The sequence below is a fragment of the Sphingobium sp. JAI105 genome (genome assembly GCF_015752145.1).
Taxonomy (GTDB): Bacteria; Pseudomonadota; Alphaproteobacteria; order Sphingomonadales; family Sphingomonadaceae; genus Sphingobium; species Sphingobium xenophagum.
The window spans coordinates 2,988,394-3,004,505 of record NZ_JADOUC010000001.1 but is presented as its reverse complement, the minus strand read 5'-3'; the positions used below and the strand labels follow the sequence as shown (position 1 = coordinate 3,004,505).

The 16,112-nt window shown below is 63.4% G+C and carries 23 protein-coding genes; 13 read left to right on the top strand and 10 right to left on the bottom strand.

What is annotated here, in order from left to right:
- The first annotated feature begins 47 nt into the window (after nt 1–47).
- Nucleotides 48–617 (top strand): DUF2585 domain-containing protein, encoded by a 570-nt coding sequence (locus tag IWY39_RS14490; RefSeq protein ID WP_107125642.1) that lies wholly within the window; start codon nt 48–50, stop codon nt 615–617.
- On the opposite strand, the gene IWY39_RS14485 is transcribed toward IWY39_RS14490, so the two are convergent.
- Nucleotides 614–958: a hypothetical protein gene (locus IWY39_RS14485; protein WP_107125641.1), complete on the bottom strand. Its 345-nt coding sequence runs from the start codon at nt 956–958 to the stop codon at nt 614–616. The genes IWY39_RS14490 and IWY39_RS14485 overlap by 4 nt on opposite strands.
- A gap of 49 nt (nt 959–1,007) precedes the next feature.
- A complete protein-coding gene (gene fumC / locus IWY39_RS14480) occupies nt 1,008–2,393 on the bottom strand; it encodes a class II fumarate hydratase (RefSeq protein ID WP_107125640.1) in 1,386 nt (461 codons plus the stop codon).
- Between the two features lie 386 nt (nt 2,394–2,779).
- Here fumC and IWY39_RS14475 point away from each other — a divergent pair, with 386 nt between their 5' ends.
- Entirely contained in the window at nt 2,780–3,259 is a 480-nt protein-coding gene (locus tag IWY39_RS14475; protein WP_196871608.1) for a hypothetical protein, read from the top strand.
- A gap of 300 nt (nt 3,260–3,559) precedes the next feature.
- Complete coding sequence (locus IWY39_RS14470; protein WP_107125638.1) at nt 3,560–3,796, top strand: hypothetical protein; 237 nt, start codon at nt 3,560–3,562, stop codon at nt 3,794–3,796.
- Between the two features lie 249 nt (nt 3,797–4,045).
- Here IWY39_RS14470 and IWY39_RS14465 read toward each other — a convergent pair whose 3' ends face one another.
- Complete coding sequence (locus tag IWY39_RS14465) at nt 4,046–4,522, bottom strand: SspB family protein (RefSeq protein WP_019052917.1); 477 nt, start codon at nt 4,520–4,522, stop codon at nt 4,046–4,048.
- 110 nt (nt 4,523–4,632) lie between these two features.
- Between IWY39_RS14465 and hisB the strand changes: the two genes are divergently transcribed.
- From hisB to hisA, 3 genes are all read left to right on the top strand, one after another.
- Nucleotides 4,633–5,220 carry an imidazoleglycerol-phosphate dehydratase HisB gene (gene hisB, locus IWY39_RS14460; RefSeq protein ID WP_026002551.1) on the top strand — a complete coding sequence of 196 codons (588 nt, stop codon included), beginning with the start codon at nt 4,633–4,635 and terminating at the stop codon, nt 5,218–5,220.
- Entirely contained in the window at nt 5,217–5,834 is a 618-nt protein-coding gene (gene hisH, locus IWY39_RS14455) for an imidazole glycerol phosphate synthase subunit HisH (protein ID WP_107125637.1), read from the top strand. Before hisB ends, hisH begins: the two co-directional genes overlap by 4 nt.
- 108 nt (nt 5,835–5,942) lie before the next feature.
- Nucleotides 5,943–6,680 carry a 1-(5-phosphoribosyl)-5-[(5-phosphoribosylamino)methylideneamino]imidazole-4-carboxamide isomerase gene (gene hisA / locus IWY39_RS14450; RefSeq protein WP_017184004.1) on the top strand — a complete coding sequence of 246 codons (738 nt, stop codon included), beginning with the start codon at nt 5,943–5,945 and terminating at the stop codon, nt 6,678–6,680.
- Here the strand turns inward: hisA and IWY39_RS14445 are convergent, their stop codons facing one another.
- Together IWY39_RS14445 and IWY39_RS14440 are read right to left on the bottom strand one after the other, a co-directional pair.
- Nucleotides 6,681–7,067: a DUF5615 family PIN-like protein gene (locus tag IWY39_RS14445; RefSeq protein ID WP_107125636.1), complete on the bottom strand. Its 387-nt coding sequence runs from the start codon at nt 7,065–7,067 to the stop codon at nt 6,681–6,683. It abuts the gene before it with no gap.
- A complete protein-coding gene (locus IWY39_RS14440; RefSeq protein WP_081609952.1) occupies nt 7,051–7,758 on the bottom strand; it encodes a DUF433 domain-containing protein in 708 nt (235 codons plus the stop codon). Before IWY39_RS14440 ends, IWY39_RS14445 begins: the two co-directional genes overlap by 17 nt.
- A gap of 57 nt (nt 7,759–7,815) precedes the next feature.
- Between IWY39_RS14440 and hisF the strand changes: the two genes are divergently transcribed.
- From hisF to IWY39_RS14420, 4 genes are all read left to right on the top strand, one after another.
- The gene (gene hisF / locus IWY39_RS14435; RefSeq protein WP_017184003.1) at nt 7,816–8,580 is read left to right on the top strand and encodes an imidazole glycerol phosphate synthase subunit HisF; all 765 of its coding nucleotides are present in this window, start codon (nt 7,816–7,818) and stop codon (nt 8,578–8,580) included.
- Between the two features lie 166 nt (nt 8,581–8,746).
- Nucleotides 8,747–9,010 (top strand): PEP-CTERM sorting domain-containing protein, encoded by a 264-nt coding sequence (locus IWY39_RS14430; protein ID WP_017184002.1) that lies wholly within the window; start codon nt 8,747–8,749, stop codon nt 9,008–9,010.
- A 44-nt stretch (nt 9,011–9,054) separates the two neighbouring features.
- Entirely contained in the window at nt 9,055–9,375 is a 321-nt protein-coding gene (locus IWY39_RS14425) for a phosphoribosyl-ATP diphosphatase (protein ID WP_017184001.1), read from the top strand.
- A 71-nt stretch (nt 9,376–9,446) separates the two neighbouring features.
- A complete protein-coding gene (locus IWY39_RS14420; protein ID WP_017184000.1) occupies nt 9,447–10,013 on the top strand; it encodes a hypothetical protein in 567 nt (188 codons plus the stop codon).
- A 33-nt stretch (nt 10,014–10,046) separates the two neighbouring features.
- Here IWY39_RS14420 and IWY39_RS14415 read toward each other — a convergent pair whose 3' ends face one another.
- On the bottom strand, nt 10,047–10,946 hold the full coding sequence (locus tag IWY39_RS14415) for a histone deacetylase family protein (protein ID WP_017183999.1): 900 nt from the start codon (nt 10,944–10,946) through the stop codon (nt 10,047–10,049).
- A gap of 56 nt (nt 10,947–11,002) precedes the next feature.
- Between IWY39_RS14415 and IWY39_RS14410 the strand changes: the two genes are divergently transcribed.
- The 3 genes from IWY39_RS14410 to IWY39_RS14400 are packed head-to-tail and all read left to right on the top strand — an operon-like array spanning nt 11,003 to nt 13,523.
- A complete protein-coding gene (locus tag IWY39_RS14410) occupies nt 11,003–12,481 on the top strand; it encodes a L,D-transpeptidase family protein (RefSeq protein WP_107125635.1) in 1,479 nt (492 codons plus the stop codon).
- Between the two features lie 6 nt (nt 12,482–12,487).
- The gene (locus IWY39_RS14405) at nt 12,488–12,796 is read left to right on the top strand and encodes a hypothetical protein (RefSeq protein WP_017183997.1); all 309 of its coding nucleotides are present in this window, start codon (nt 12,488–12,490) and stop codon (nt 12,794–12,796) included.
- Between the two features lie 52 nt (nt 12,797–12,848).
- On the top strand, nt 12,849–13,523 hold the full coding sequence (locus tag IWY39_RS14400) for a murein L,D-transpeptidase catalytic domain family protein (RefSeq protein WP_017183996.1): 675 nt from the start codon (nt 12,849–12,851) through the stop codon (nt 13,521–13,523).
- 101 nt (nt 13,524–13,624) lie between these two features.
- Here IWY39_RS14400 and IWY39_RS14395 read toward each other — a convergent pair whose 3' ends face one another.
- From IWY39_RS14395 to IWY39_RS14380, 4 genes are all read right to left on the bottom strand, one after another.
- Complete coding sequence (locus IWY39_RS14395; protein WP_107125634.1) at nt 13,625–14,398, bottom strand: hypothetical protein; 774 nt, start codon at nt 14,396–14,398, stop codon at nt 13,625–13,627.
- A 101-nt stretch (nt 14,399–14,499) separates the two neighbouring features.
- Nucleotides 14,500–15,195, bottom strand: coding sequence for an ATP12 family chaperone protein (locus tag IWY39_RS14390; protein WP_107125633.1), 696 nt, complete (start codon nt 15,193–15,195; stop codon nt 14,500–14,502).
- Complete coding sequence (locus tag IWY39_RS14385; protein ID WP_107125632.1) at nt 15,192–15,446, bottom strand: hypothetical protein; 255 nt, start codon at nt 15,444–15,446, stop codon at nt 15,192–15,194. Before IWY39_RS14385 ends, IWY39_RS14390 begins: the two co-directional genes overlap by 4 nt.
- A complete protein-coding gene (locus IWY39_RS14380) occupies nt 15,443–16,102 on the bottom strand; it encodes an HAD-IA family hydrolase (RefSeq protein ID WP_107125631.1) in 660 nt (219 codons plus the stop codon). The genes IWY39_RS14385 and IWY39_RS14380 overlap by 4 nt, the downstream gene beginning before the upstream one ends.
- Nucleotides 16,103–16,112 lie beyond the last annotated feature (10 nt).

Sequence of the window (16,112 nt, the reverse complement as noted above, 5' to 3'; positions counted from 1 at the left end):
GCTAGTGCCGCTTGATGCGGGCTTTTGCAAGAGGGGGAAATGGCAGGATGCGTAACAGGCGGATGGTCCATCGCAGGGGGTTGATCGCAGCGGGGCTGATCGCTGTGCTGACCTGCGCCCTGCTGCTGCTGATGGACAGGCCGCCGATCTGCACCTGTGGCCGGGTCGAATTGTGGCACGGAGCGCTGGACAGTGGCAACAGCCAGCATATCGCCGACTGGTATAGCCTGAGCCATGTCATTCACGGGCTGCTATTCTATCCCGCCACCCTATGGCTGTTGCGCAAGCGCCCGATGGGGGTGCGGTTGGCGCTGGCCGTGGCGGTGGAGTCGGCCTGGGAGATATTGGAGAATTCGCCGATCATCATCCACCGCTATCGCACGGCGACCATTGCGCTTGGCTATAGTGGCGATTCGGTCCTCAATTCGATGAGCGACATCGGCATGATGACGCTGGGCTTCCTGTTCGCTTCGCGCGCGCCGGTCTGGCTGTCGGTCGCGGTGGCGATCGGGTTCGAATTGCTGGCGCTCGCGGTGATCCGCGACAATCTGACGCTCAACATATTGATGCTGACCTTCCCGCTCGACGCCGTCCGGTCGTGGCAAGCCGCGCTTTAGGGCTTGGCTACCTTTCGCGCGCTATTGATAGGCACCGGTTCCTTGCTGAGGTCCGGCAGGGCCTTGATCGCGCGCTTGCGATCAACCTCTCGCTTCGCCTCATAAAGCTTGCCCGCCATATAGGCGCCGGTGACGACCAGCGCGCCGACCGGATAGCGCATGATGATCCGCTTGGCCCCCATCCCGGCGAGCAGGCCGAACACGCCCTTCTTGCCGGTATCGGCCGCGACGCGCGTGGCCACGACGGTCGCGCCGACGCGCGCTGCCTTGCGCAGCAGGCCGGTCTTTTTGGGAGCGGTGACGGAGACGCGCGGGGCTTTGGGGGCGAGAGGCTTTTTCATACTGGGTCAATGTATCGGACGGCGCGCGGTTCCGCCATGCCGATGTCGATCATGTCATATTTTCCGGCCGCACCAGCGCGTCGAAGGTCGCCGCGTCCACCAGCCCCAGTTCAAGCCCGGCGGCTTTGAGCGTCTGCCCGGTCTTGTGCGCGTGCTTGGCGATGGCGGCGGCATTGTCATAGCCGATCGCGGGGGCGAGCGCGGTGACCAGCATCAGCGATCGATCGACCAGTTCGGCGATGCGCGTCTCGTTCGCCTCCAGCCCCTCGACACAGCGTTCCGCGAAACTTTCCATCCCGACGCTGAGCAAATGGATCGAGCGCAGCACTGCCGCGCCGATCATCGGTTTGAACACGTTGAGTTCCAGATGGCCCTGCATCCCGCCCACGGTCACGGCCTGATGATTGCCGATGACCTGTGCCGCCACCATGGTCAGCATCTCGCACTGGGTCGGATTGACCTTGCCCGGCATGATCGAACTGCCCGGTTCGTTGGCGGGCAGATCCAGTTCGCCAAGGCCAGAGCGCGGACCGGACCCGAGCAGGCGGATGTCGTTGGCGATCTTGGTCAGCGCGACGGCCAGCGTGGCGAGGGTCGAGGAGAGATGAACCAGCGGGTCGTTGGACGCCAGCGCCTCGAACTTATTATCGGCAGTGCGGAACGGCAGGCCGGTGATGGTGGCGATTTCCGCCGCGACCGCGACGTCGAACCCCTTGGGCGCATTGAGGCCGGTGCCGACCGCCGTGCCGCCCTGCGCCAGCGCCATCATGCCGTGCATCGCGGCGGGTTCGATCCGCTTGCGACTGCGATAGACCTGATGCGCGTAACCGGAAAATTCCTGCCCCAGCGTCAGCGGGGTCGCGTCCTGCAAATGGGTGCGACCGATCTTGACGATATGATCCCATGCCTTCGCTTTCGCATCGAGCGCGGCATGGAGTCGGTCTAGCGCGGGAAACAAGGCTTTGGTGACGGCCAGAGCCGCCGCGATATGAAGCGCTGTAGGGAAGCTGTCGTTGGAGGATTGGCCGAGATTGACATGGTCATTCGGGTGAACCGGATGCTTGCCGCCGCGCGTGCCGGTGAGCGCTTCATTGGCGATGCCGGCAATCACTTCATTGACGTTCATGTTGGACTGGGTGCCGCTGCCGGTCTGCCAGATGACGAGGGGGAACTGATCGTCATGCTGGCCAGCCGCCACGGCGGCGGCGGCAGCTTCGATGGCGTCGGCCTGGGTGGCGTCCAGCCCATGATGGCGGTTCACCCGCGCCGCCGCCTGCTTCACGATGGCCAGCGCATGGACGATGCCGATCGGCATCCGCTCCATCGCGCCGAACGGGAAATTCTCGATGCTGCGCTGCGTCTGCGCACCCCAATAGGCGTCCGCTGGCACCTCTATGGCGCCGATACTATCACTTTCGGTGCGGGTCGCGGGCATTTGGGGGCGCCTTTCAGTTAAGAGTCATTCGCAAATCTGATGCTGATTTAAGGTGAGGGGAAGGAAATCCAAGGGGTTGTGAGTAGAGCGGTGACCGGGGCGGGTTGGTTGGAGGGGATGGCGTGTGAAAATTCGTTAAGTTCGCCCATGTCGCATATGGAGAGTTAGCGCCGGGGGGCGATGTAGGACAGGGGGAATTGCGCGGTGGCGACGGCGTGTGCGCCTGTGTTCATACGTCGCGTGACTGGCGGGATGATGTTGGCCGGGATAGTTTCTGGCTGAGTTGGGTGGGGAGCAGACAGGCGGCTTTCGGATAAGCATCCCGCAAGGCAGACGTTGCAGAGGGCGGTCGATCTGGCCATCATCGCATCATGCAGTGCCGCTTTATGAGACTCGCTCCTGCCATGTTGTTGTTGACGCAAGGGTGTGAACAGCCACCAGAGCGGCTGTCGGATAACGCTATTCAGGAGATGCGACAGGGTATGCCGGGCGTCACCGAGCGATGCCTCAACAAGATTAAATATGGTGGTATAGAAGCGATGCCGTTGGGCACGGACGAATGCTTCGAAATGACACCAGCCCGTCATTGGAAAGGCCTATGGCGGAGAGAATTCGAGAACTCCCGCTTTTGCCCAACGCCTGCTGTTTCCTGCTCCTATCACACCGCTGGCGACCGCATATGGTTGTCTGGCAAGGCTCTAACCTCTTCGGGTACCAACGAAGGCCTCTACGAAATTGAGTTCGTGGGACGACGAACGGCTCGCAAGGGAAGCTACGGGCACTTGAGCGCATTTGACCATGAGATAATCGTTGATCAGGTAATGGACTTACGTCCGGTTTCAGATGCGGCAACTTTGACTGAATAAGGCCGCGAATGGGCGTTCCCGAGCATCCTCCCCTGTAAGGGGAGGTGGATGGCCGTAGGCCAGACGGAGGGGTATCAGCCTCTCGATAGGGCGACACCCCTCCACCACTTCGTGGTCCCCCTCCCCTTGCAGGGGAGGAATGTGCGGGCGCTGCTGGTCGATTTTGCTCGGTCAGCTTCTCGCCGAAGACAGGACGGGCTGCTGTCGAGACGATCGACGCTAAAGCGTCATGGAGAATAACGATCAAGGCTGAGGAGAGGAAGCTCGTCAAAGAGCAGATTGGATGCTAAGTTTCATGAGATGTCTAAATTAGTAGAGCATATCTTTGGCTTCGTTTTTTCGGCTGGGGGGTCTGCCGGTCTTGCAATTTATGTATTTATCGCCATCAAAGAGCGCCGAGTTTACTGGCGCAATTTCATAGACGATCCTTGGGTGGACCGTGATGTGCGGCCTATCACATTTTGGTTGGCGATCAGCTTATACAGTTTTTTATCGGGTGCCTTCGCCCTGCTGTGCATATCCGGTATGATGTCGTGAAACAGTGACAGTGGAAATTTCCGCTTTTGGTCGTTCCCGATCACCCCCCCTGCAGGGGAGGAATTTGCGGGCGCTGCTGGTCGTTGCCCGCCAATGCCGAGCCGTCATCCTGACGAACGTCAGGATCCAGGGTCATAAGCGCCGCTCTGGATCCCGGATCGGGCCTGTCCTGAGTTAGTCGAAGGGTTCGGAATGACGAAGGTGGGGGGACGGTCGTGCGAATAGGCGCGGCCTAGCCGCCGCTTGCGCCTATTTCTTCTTGCCGAAGTCCACCGTCACCACGTTGGAGCCATCTTCCGCCACGACTTGCGGGCCGTCATTTTCGGCTTCGTCATGGGGTTCGGGCAGGGCGTCGCCTGCGACCTGGAACTGAAGGGCGAAGTTGACGGCGGGGTCGACGAACGCCGTGATTGCCGCGAAGGGGATGATGAGGTGGGCGGCGACCTGGTTGAAGGTCAGGCTGACCTCGAAATGATGGTCGCTGACCTTCAAGTCCCAATATTTATTCTGGAGGACGATGGTCATTTCGTCCGGGAAGCGCTCGATCAGTCGCTTGGGGATGTCGACGCCGGGGGCCTGGGTCTTGAAGGTGATGTAGAAATGGTGGCTGCCGGGCAGGCCGCCGCTGGCCTGCACCTCTCCCAGCACGCGGCCGACGACGGCGCGCAGGGCTTCCTGCACGATTTCGTCATAGGGAATCAGGCTATCGGGCAGGTCATCGCTCATGGGCCAATGTCCTAACGGCGCGAAACAGGGGGTCAACCCCCCTGCCGGTTTGGGTGGCCCGCATCGCACGACCAGATTGCAAGATGGGCGGCACGCGCTATAGGGCCAGCATGCGCACGGCCGAGATTCACCGCAACACGGCGGAAACCCAGATCGACGTAACCGTCAACCTTGACGGCACGGGTCTTTATACGGTGTCCACGGGCATCGGCTTTCTCGACCATATGATCGAGCAATTGTCGCGCCATTCGCTGATCGACATGAGCGTCAAGACCGTGGGCGACCTGCATGTCGACCAGCATCACACGACCGAGGACAGCGCAATCGCCATTGGCGAGGCGGTGGCCAAGGCGCTGGGCGACAAGCGCGGGATTTCGCGCTATGGCTCCGTCTATTCGCCGATGGACGAGACGCTGACGCGGGTGGCGCTCGACATTTCGGGGCGGCCATGGCTGGTGTGCAAGCTGCCCTTCACCGTGCAGAAGATCGGCGAGTGGGACGCGGAGATGGTGGAGCATTTCTTCCACAGCTTCGCGCAGGCCGCCGGCATCACGCTGCACATCGAATGTCTGTATGGCAGCAACAATCACCATATCGTCGAGAGCGCCTTCAAGGGGCTGGCCCGCGCGCTGCGGCAGGCGGTGGAGATCGACCCGCGCAAGGCGGACGCGATCCCGTCGACCAAGGGGATGTTGTGAGCGGGATCGCCCTGATCGACTATGGCGCGGGGAATCTGCATTCGGTCTATAATGCCCTGCGCAAGGCGGGGGCGGGCGATGTCGTCATTACCGCCGACGCCGATGTAGTGGCGCGGGCCGACCGGATCGTGTTGCCGGGCGTAGGCGCGTTCCGGGCGTGCCGCGATGCGCTGGTGGCGATCCCCGGCATGGTCGAGGCGATGGGGGATGCCGTGCATCGGCGCGGCGTGCCGTTTCTGGGCGTGTGCGTGGGCATGCAGTTGCTGGCCGACGCGGGCGAGGAATTCGGGCGGCATGAGGGGCTGGGCTGGATTCCCGGCACGGTGCGGCTGATGCAGCCGGGCGATGCCAGCATCAAGGTGCCGCATATGGGGTGGAATGATGTCGTGCTGAACGGCGCGCCGCCCCTGATCGAAGCGGGCGAGGCCTATTTCCTGCACAGCTATCATTTCGAGGCGACCGATCCGGCGCGTGTCGCGGCCGTGACCGACCATGGCGGCCCGCTGGTCGCGGCGGTGGCGCGCGACACCATCATCGGTTGCCAGTTTCACCCGGAAAAGAGCCAGACCTATGGCCTTTCCTTCCTGTCGCGCTTTCTGGAGTGGAAGCCGTGAGTCTTTTGGTACTGTGTGCTCCCGCGAAGGCGGGAGCCCAGTTCCGCCGTTTCAACTGGGTTCCCGCCTTCGCGGGAACACGCTGCCCCAATATTGTCTGGTGAGCCCATGTCTCTAATCGTCTTTCCCGCCATTGACCTGAAAAACGGGCAGGTCGTGCGCCTGGCCGAGGGCGATATGGACCGTGCGACCGTTTATGGGGACGATCCGGCGGCGCAGGCGGCGCTGTTTGCCCAGGCGGGGGCGCAGCATCTGCATGTTGTCGATCTGGACGGGAGTTTTGCGGGCCATGCGGTGAACGCCGCGGCGGTCGAGCGGATCGTCGAGACCTTCCCGGGCCATGTCCAGCTGGGCGGCGGCATCCGCAACCGGGAGGCGGTGGAGCGCTGGTTCGACCTTGGCGTATCGCGCATCGTCATCGGCACGGCGGCGCTGAAAGATCCGGCCTTCGTCAAGCTGGCGGCACGCGATTTTCCCGGCGGGATCGTCGTGGCGGTCGATGCGCGCGACGGCTTTGTCGCGACCGATGGCTGGGCGGAAAAATCGGACATGCCGGTGATCGACCTGGCCCGGCGGTTCGAGGATGCGGGCGTTGCCAGCCTGCTCTTTACCGATGTGGGCCGCGACGGGATGCTGAAGGGCTGCAATGTCGAGGCGACGGTCGATCTGGCGCGGGCGACCGACATTCCGGTGATCGCGAGCGGCGGCGTGGCGGGGATCGCCGACATCAGGATATTGAGCCTGCACGCCGACGACGGGATCGAGGGCGTGATTACCGGGCGGGCGCTGTATGACGGGCGGCTGGACCTGAAAACGGCGCTGGCCGTGGCGCAGGCGGCGGCGTGATCAAATTTGCTTGAGTCTACCGCGTTCACTGATTTCAAACAGCCCTCTGGAAACCAATTCGGACTGTCCCACAATGTCAGGCCAGATATACAGCAGCCTAGCAATCTGTTGATGAAGGGGCTTTTTCCTGAGCGACGGCGCCAATACAAAGCCAACCAGATTGTTACGCAAAAATGCGTCTCTTTCGATCGCATTACGGCCAATCCGTCGATCCGCTGTCAAAACTGACCATCGGCCTTCATTGCCCAGCGCCTCTATCCACTCCTTATCCGAAATGCCCGGTCGCCCAAATTTCTGACGCAGCGCTACAATCTCATGCTCCTCGAAAAGAGCTTGAAGACTACGAGCCGCGCGCGGCGGCAAATTCTCATCAAGTAGAAGCCGCACGCTTTTGGGAAAGTCCTCGTTCAAATTCGATTGCGGATCGCACCACCGATACCGGAACTTCAAATTGTCGAGCGACAATCGCTTCATCTCTCTCAGCTTCATATGCCTCGAGAATACGAAAGGTAGGAATACCCGTATCATCAATAACAGGCTGGCCAAACGCTACTGCTGGTGCAATGGATATGCGCCTGCGCCGCCCAACGACATGCCATTTCGATACAATTCCATGATCAAAATCCAAATCCTTGAAAGTAGGACTGATCAGCGATCTGAACGCATGTTGCCCATCTCGAACATCAATAGTGTGGCCTACCTCACCATCCCGCTCATGGTCCCAAATTTCCAGAAACAGTGTTCTGCCATCGGTTTGGAATTGCCGGGTCGAAAGAGGATAATCATGACCAACCAGCACCCGCGCCTTCGACAAAAGTGAACGCACAGAATTTTTGCCTAACCCTGCGCGCATAAATGCGATCACAAAGCGAATTTCGATTAAATCCCGAAATCCGAGATAGATATCATCCAGATTGGAATATTCCGAGGTCCATAACGGTGCCTGTTCGACGATCCGATCACCCCGCCGATATTCATATCCGCCTAACCAGCGCTTGATCTTGGCCGGTTGCACGCCCAAAAGCCGCGCAGCCTCGCCAGGCTGATAAACTGCGAAATCTTGATGGCGTTGGAACATATCAAGGGCCTAACACATGCTCAGAGCGTTGAGAATCCGAAAAATGGGATGGCAGCCATGACCGTCCGCACCCGCGTCATCCCCTGCCTGGACGTGGCCAACGGGCGCGTGGTCAAGGGCGTGAACTTCGTCGATCTGCGTGATGCGGGCGATCCGGTGGAGCAGGCGAAGCTGTATGATGCGGCGGGCGCGGACGAGCTGTGCTTTCTGGACATCACCGCGACGCATGAGGCGCGCGGCACTATCCTCGACGTGGTGCGGCGCACGGCCGAAGTCTGCTTCATGCCCGTTACCGTCGGCGGCGGGGTGCGGACGCCCGACGATGCGCGCGCGCTGCTGCTGGCAGGCGCGGACAAGGTGGCGGTGAACAGCGCGGCGGTGGCGCGGCCCGAACTGGTGGCAGATATTGCCGATCGCTTCGGCAGCCAATGTATCGTGGGATCTGTGGACGCGCGCAAAGTCGGCGAAGGGCGTTGGGAAATCTTCACCCATGGCGGGCGCAAGCCGACCGGGATCGACGCGCTGGAGCATGCGCTGCGACTGGCGCAGCTGGGCGCTGGCGAATTGCTGGTGACGTCGATGGATGGCGACGGGACGAAGGCGGGCTACGACCTGGCGCTGACGCGGACCATTGCCGACGCAGTATCGATCCCCGTCATCGCCAGCGGCGGCGTGGGGACGCTGGAGCATCTGGTCGAGGGCGTGACCATGGGCCATGCCAGCGCGGTGCTGGCGGCGTCGATATTCCATTTCGGGCAGCACAGCATCGCCGAAGCCCATCGCGCGCTGGCGGCGGCGGGCGTGCCGGTGCGGGCGGCCTGACCCCGCAAAAACGTCGATTTACTTTACAGTAACCATATTTCCGGCAGCGCCGTTAACCCTGAAAATGGCAGAAATCTGCCGGATGGCACCATCCGGCATGAAGGCTGCATTAACCCTGGCGGGTCGCGTTCGACCATATCGGTTCAACGGAAACAGGGTGACATTCATGAAACTCAACAAGATGCTTTTGGCGGCAGGGGCCGCTGGCCTGATCGGTGCGGCGACGCCGGCGCAGGCGACATGGTGCTGGTTCGGCAAGTGCGGCGGCGGCACCAGCAGCGGTGGCACCACCAGCAGCGGCGGCACGACGTCCAGCTCAGGCGGCAGCACCCCGACTCCGGTGCCTGAACCCGAACAGATGGGCCTGTTTGCGATGGGTGTGGCCATTGTCGGCTTCCGCCTGCTGCGAAGCGGCCGCAAGCGGAAATAATTTTCCCATTGACGAGTGGCGCGCGCGGCGCTTGATGCGCAGCCATGCGCGCCACCCTCTTTACGCTTGAACAGACGATCCGCCAGCGGCGGTCGGCTGACCCGTCCACATCCTATGTCGCCAAGCTGACGGCGCGGGGACGCGGCAAGATTGCGCAGAAGGTCGGCGAGGAAGCGGTCGAGGCGGTGATCGCCGCGATGGCGGGGAATCGTGACGAACTGGTCGGCGAAAGCGCGGACCTGCTGTTCCACCTGCTGCTGCTGCTGGCCGATTGCGACATTTCGCTGGATGCCGTGTGCGACGAGCTGGAGCGGCGCGAGGGCGTGTCGGGCATCGCGGAAAAGGCATCGCGCCCTACCGATTGACAATTACCGGATAGATTTTGCCTCCGCTGCGTTCTGGCCTAGCCTTATGGGCGGGACAGGGAGTGGAGAGCATGATGATACGGACGGTAATCGGCGGCCTGCTGGGCGGCTTTGCAATGTTTATCACAGGCTTCCTGTTCTGGGGCACGCCATTGAGCGCGCTGGCGATGAGCCGCGCGGAGGGACAGGCGAGCGCCAATTTGCAGGCGGCGCTGGCGCAGGCGCTCAACACGACCGGCACCGGCGTCTATACGGTCCCCGATCCGGCGACGGCGGAGGGCACGATCCTGTACGGCAAGGGGCCGATAGCGCAGATTTTCTACAACAGCAGCGGCTTTCCGGTGACGGACAGCGCCAGCCTGATCGGCGGGTTGATCCTGTCGCTGGTGGTGGGCGTGCTGATTGCGCTGGCGCTGCGGTTCGTGACGACCGGCTTTGCCGAGCGGGTCCGGGTAGCCCTGATCTTCGCGCTGGCCGGGGTCTTGTGGATGCATGTCGGGCAATCCGTGTTCAACCATGCGCCCTGGGGCTATATTCTCTATCTGGCGTTCAGTGACTTTGTCGCGCTGGCCGTGGCCGGACTGATCGCGGCGAAGATCATGGACCGGGCGCAACCCACGGTCGGGACGGTGCATTAAGCTGCGATGCCGTCACTCTGACCCGTTGGAGCTTCAAACCATAGCTTCCTGCGCCATGCGGATCATGCAGGCGGCGTGGCGATGGGCGACGGCCATGCGGTCCTCCCCATAGCCGCCGCCCATGGTGCTGGCGACCGGGATGGCGCGGGCGCGGGCCTGGCGCATGACATAGCGGTCGCGCGCATCCAGCCCCGCGTCGGTCAGGGCCAGCCGCCCCAGCCGGTCGTCGCCATGGGGATCGACCCCGGCCTGATAGAGAATGAGGTCGGGCGCGAAATCATCCAGCACGCGCGGCAGCGTGTCATGGAGGATGGCGAGATAGGCGGCATCCTCCACCCCGTCGGGCAAGCCGATGTCCAGCGTAGAGCGCGCCTTGCGCACCGGGAAATTTTTTTCGGCGTGGATCGACAGGGTGAAAATGTCCGCCCGCCCCGCCAGCAGCGAAGCCGTGCCGTCGCCCTGATGCACGTCGAGGTCGAGGATGAGGATGCGATCCGCCTCCCCTTCCGCGATCAGGCGGTTGGCGGCGATGGCAAGATCATTGAACACGCAATAGCCCGCCCCGCTATCGGCCAGCGCGTGGTGGCTGCCCCCTGCGGCATTGGCGGCAAAGCCGTGGATGCGCGCCAGCCGCGCCGCCGCCCAGGTGCCGCCGGGCGACAGGGTGGAGCGGAGCATGACCCGCTGGGTCACCGGAAAGCCGATCCGCCGTTCCTTGGCCTGCGGAACGGTGAGGGTCAGCACTTCTTCCACATAGGCGGGATCATGCACCGCCTCTATCCAGGCGCGCGGCATCGCATCGGGCGTGTGGAGCGTCATGGCGGGCGCAACTTCGCGCAACGCCTCCATCACCAGCCCATATTTGTCGAAACGAAAGCGGCTGCCGGGTGTTGCGGGAGAGACATAGGCAGGATGGTGAACGACGTGCAGCATGATCTTTTCCGCTATCGTGATTTGAACGGTGGCCGCTTTGCGCTATCTGGTCCAGCATGAACCGTCCCGATATGATCCGTTTTTTGACGCTGGCCCTGCTTGGCGCCAGTGTCCTTAGTGCCAGCACCCTGCCCGCTTACGCCCAGACGCCGGTAACACAACCCCCGGCCGTGGCGCCGACACTGCCCCCCGCGATGGTGCAGCCATTGCCGCCTGCGCCATTGCCTGCCCCCATTCCGCCGCTGTCGGCCGCGCAGGAGGCATGGGCGAATGACTGGTTGCGCAGCGGAGCCGAACAAGGGCTGACGGCGCGGCGCAAGGCGACCGCCACGCTGACCGGCGACGCGCTGGTCAGCGCGCTGCTGGACCGGGCGAAGGCGCTGTCCACCGGACGGGTCGATGCCGCCGATTTTCTGGAAATCTGGGCGCTGCGCCCCGAACCCTATGACCCGCGCCCAGGATTGGCGAAGGCCGTGGCCGAGGACCGGCTGGCACAATGGGCCAATGCGCTGACGCCGCCCTATGCGGGCTATGAAGGGTTGCGCAAGGGGCTGGCGACCTATGAGGCGATCCGCGACAAGGGCGGCTGGCCGGTGCTGACCGCGACATCCGCGCCCATGGTGGTGCGCGCGCGCATCGCGCTGGAGGACAAGAGCGTCACGCCGACCGAAAATCTGACCGACGTGCTGCAACGCGCGCAGCGACGCTATGGCCTCAACCCCACAGGGTTGCTCGACACGCGGACGCTGGCGGCGCTCAATGTCAGCGTGGACGACCGGATCGCCGCGATCATGGCAAATATGGAGCGGTGGCGCTGGATGCCGCGCCGCCTGCCGGTCAACCGGGTGCAGGTGAACATCGCCGCCGCCGTGCTGACCGTGTTCGAGGGCGACCAGCCGGTCACGTCGATGCGCGCCGTCACCGGCAGCCCGCAAAATGCAACGCCGATGCTGTCGTCGAACATCCATTCGATCGTGGTCAATCCGCCCTGGAACGTGCCGATGTCGATCGCCAGGCGGGAATTGTTCCCCAAGGGACGCGCGACGCTGGCCAAGCAGGGCTACAAGATCGTCAAGACGCCCGAAGGCGGCGAACGGATCGTCCAGCCCGCAGGCCCGAACAGCGCGCTGGGGCGGCTGAAATTCGATTTCGCCAACCCGTTTGCCGTCTATCTGCACGACACGCCGGCGCGCGGGAAATTTTCAAGCTATGACCGGCTGGCCAGCCATGGCTGCGTCCGGCTGGAAAAGCCGGTGTCGCTGGCCGAACTGATGGTGGCGAGCGACCCGGACCTGAACGGCCAGATCCAGACGCTGATCGATAGCGGCAAGACGCAGCGCGTATCCCTGCCGCAGGAAGTGGCGGTCTATCTGCTCTACTGGACCGCCTTTGCCAGCAGCAACGGCACGATGAGCTTCCGCGCCGATCCCTATGGCTGGGACAAGTTGCTGGCCGAAAAGATCGAGGCGTCGAGCAGCCGGGCCGACCCGACCGCCGCGCCCGCACCCACCCCAACCATCGCATCGAAGGACTGATCACCCATGCGCAAAATTGCCCTGTTCGCCCTTGCCGGTGCCCTGGCCCTGTCCGCCTGCGGCAAAAAGGAAGAAGAACCGGCAGCGACCAATAATCTGGTCGAGCCGCCGGTCGAAAATGTCATCATCGAGGAACCGGATGCGGTGCTGCCGCCGCCGTCGAACAATGCGGTCGCGACTCCCGCGCCGCCGCCGTCGGTTTCCGAACAGCAGCAGATTCAGGATGATGCCGACGCCAGCGGCATGACCGCGCGCCTGCCGCAGGAAGGCGAAGAGAGCCAGCCTGCGGACGAAGCGAGCCATTCCGCGCCATAAGGCGCATCGCCCCGCTCTTGGAGCGGGGCGGCGACTTTGCTATATTCGCGCCATGGATCGCCGCAATTTCACGAAGTTCGCCATGAGCGGACTCGCTTTTTCGTTTCTATCCGACAGCATCGGCCGGGCGGCTGTGCCGGTAACAGCGCCCCTGCCTGCCGCCGCGCCATCGCCTGCCAAGCCCATCGTGCAGCCGATCGCCCCCAAACCCTATGCGTCGCTGCTGGAAAAGGCCAAGGCCGCGCTCGACCGGCATGGCGACGCCTTCACCCTGCGCGACCGCGTGGCGATCGCCGATTTTGCGGCCCCGTCAAAGGAATTGCGCTTCCATGTCGTCGACCTGATCGGCGGGCAGAGCAGCAGCTATCTGGTGGCGCATGGCCGCGGATCGGACCCGGCGCATAGCGGCTGGCTGCACAGTTTTTCCAACGAACCCAATTCGCTGGCCAGCAGTTCGGGCGCTTATGTGACCGGCGAGCAATATGTCGGCCAGCATGGCCGGGCAATGCGGCTGATCGGGCTGGACCCGCAGAACAACAATGCCGAACCGCGCGCCATCGTCGTCCATGGCGCGGATTATGTGGGCGAGGATCATATCGCCGCCTGGGGCAAATGCGGGCGGAGCGAAGGCTGTTTCGCGGTCGCGCCGCACATGCTGCCGCAATTGCTGGGGCTGCTGGGCAGCGGGCGGCTGCTCTATGCGGACAAGATCGGGGTCGAGGCGTAAGGGCACGCCCGTTCCGGCGCCGCATGCCTGCGGATCAACTTGTAAGGGTCGTTTGCCCTGAGCCGTCCCAAGGGCAGGCTCAGGGCAAACGTTGTGGCTTGTCAGCCCGCCTTGGCAGCGCCGGTCAGCGCTTCGGCCGCAGGCTTGTTTGTCGCATCAACCGTGCCATTGGCCAGCATCGTCTTGCTGAGCGTCACCGCTTCGGTCTTGAGTGCGGGGTCGCTGCTGGTCTGGCTGGAGCCGATAAGGGCCGAGAGAAGGATATTCTTCGTCACCTTGTCGTTCGCATTTTCGGATGCGGACTTGCGGGCGAGGGTCAGCGCTTCGGCGTAGAGCGGCGCGGACCCGACCTTGTCCTGGGCGGCTAGCTTCTGGTTGCCCATCTGGATCAATATGCCCGCCAGGATGTTGCGGCTGGCCGCGTCAGCAGGCTTGGCCTCCACGACCTTGCGCCAATGGGGCAATGATTCGCCGTAAAGGGCGATCACCTTGTCCATCTGGCCCAGCGCGCCATAGGCAGCGGCATCAGCATAGAGGGCGTTGGCGAGGAAATTGACATTCTCGATCTTGGACGGGTCAACCTCTACCGCGGTCCGGATGGCGGGCAGCGCCGCATCATATTTGGCAACGGCACCGGCATTGTCGCCAGCCTGCTGGGCGGCCTGCCCGGCCGTGAAGGCCGTGACCGCGCTGTTGAAGGCGGTGATCTGTTCCGGCGTCATTTCCGCAGCGGCCGGGGTCGCGGATTGCGTGGCAGCTTCCGTGTCAGGGGTAGCAGCGGCGGGGGCGGCGGGTGCGTCCTGCGCCATTGCGGGGGTAGCCAGCGCCAGCGGCGCGGACAGGCTCATCAAAGCGATCAGGGCGGACTTTGCCAATGTTAGGGTCTCCTTGGTCGTTATTCCATAATGTCGAACGGGCGATTGCTACGCCTTTCAACATGAATAATGAACGAAGGAGCAGGCTGGTTCCCAGCCTTTCAGGGACGGCTCATCCCGCAAAAGGCTCCAGCCACGGCAAAATCGGCCGCGCGCCGTGCATTACGCGCGGCGGCCTGCGCATCTTCGCCCCATTGTTCGACCTGCCAGGCTTCGTCGATTTCCGCCGCCTGCCAGATGTCGTCAAGATCATGGCCGCCATCGACAATGGCGAGGCCGCAGATCAGCGAGCCGCTGAGATTGACGAGCGTGGACAGGCCCGCGAGCAGGAATGGATCGAAGGCTTCGACCACCGCGCCGAGACGGGTGAGCGTCTGTGCGGGCTGCGCGACCGGCAAGACACCCTGCGTGACGACGAAGGCCACGTCATAGCGGGCGCGCGCCCAGTCGAGCAGCGGATCCCACGCCGCCGCCTGCCGCTGCACCAGCGTTTGCGGCGCTTCAGCACGATAGCAAAGCAGGTCGCTTTCGCCATAGCGGGCGATCCCGGCGGCAAAGCTCTTATGGTTGGCGACGACATGGTCGATCGCAGCATTGGCAAGGCCGGTGAAGGGCATCGTCGCGGGATCGACGCTCTCCCCCTGCGCGCGCCATTCGGCAGCCACCGCATCGGCCAGGGCAGGCGTAGGCAGCGCCAGCAGCGCACGGGCGGGGGTGCGGACCGGGCGGGCGTCGAGCTGGACGGCAAAACCCTGATCGGACGCGATCACGGCGACGTCCTTGTAAAAGCGCTTCATGGCTTTGTGCGCTTGAACAGGGCCAGCATCAGGCGGGGCACGATGACGAACTGGAACAGGCCGACGATGACCATGATCGCGCCGAACGCCTTGGCCTTGTCCCCCTGCACCCAGGTGAAGCGCTGCATGATGGCGAGGAAGCCGAACATGACGATCAACGCACCCGACAGGCGGAACAGGCCGATGGCGAAATGCCGCTGGCGCGCGATCTTTTCGGGATCAACGGGGGGTGGAGGCGGAACGTCGGTCATGGCGCGCCGATATGGCCGCGCAATTCGCTGCTGTCCATGGCAACTGCCTGCGCGCCTGCCGCGATCAGTTCGTCAGGGGCATGATAGCCCCAGGCGACGCCGATGCTGCGCACGCCTGCCGCCAGCCCCATGTCGATGTCGAAACTGGTGTCGCCGATCATGACGGTCGTGTCCGGGGACGCGCCGGCTTCGGCCATGGCGGTCAGCAGCATGGAGGGATGCGGCTTGGACGGGTGGCGATCGGCGGTCTGGAGCGTCACGAAGCGGTCGATCAGGCCGTGATGGGTAAGGCAGAGCGCCAGACCCCGATCCGACTTGCCCGTGGCGACGCCCAGTAGCCAGCCTGCGCGATCCAGATCATGCACCAGATCGGCCATGCCGGGATAGAGCGGTTCGGACACCGCATTTTCGCGCCGCAGCGCCTGAAAGGCGAGCTTGTAGCGTTCCGCGAGATGCGCGTGAAAATCCGCATCCGCATCCGGCAGCAGCCGGGCCATGGCATGGGGCAGCGAAAGGCCGACCGCGGAGAGGATGGCCAGCCGGTCGGGCGCGACCAGACTGGCTTCCTCGAACGCGCGGGCCATGGCGGTGCAGATGCTGTGCTGGCCATCGACCAGCGTGCCGTCGCAATCGAACACGACTAACGGGTTGGCCATAGACGCTGTC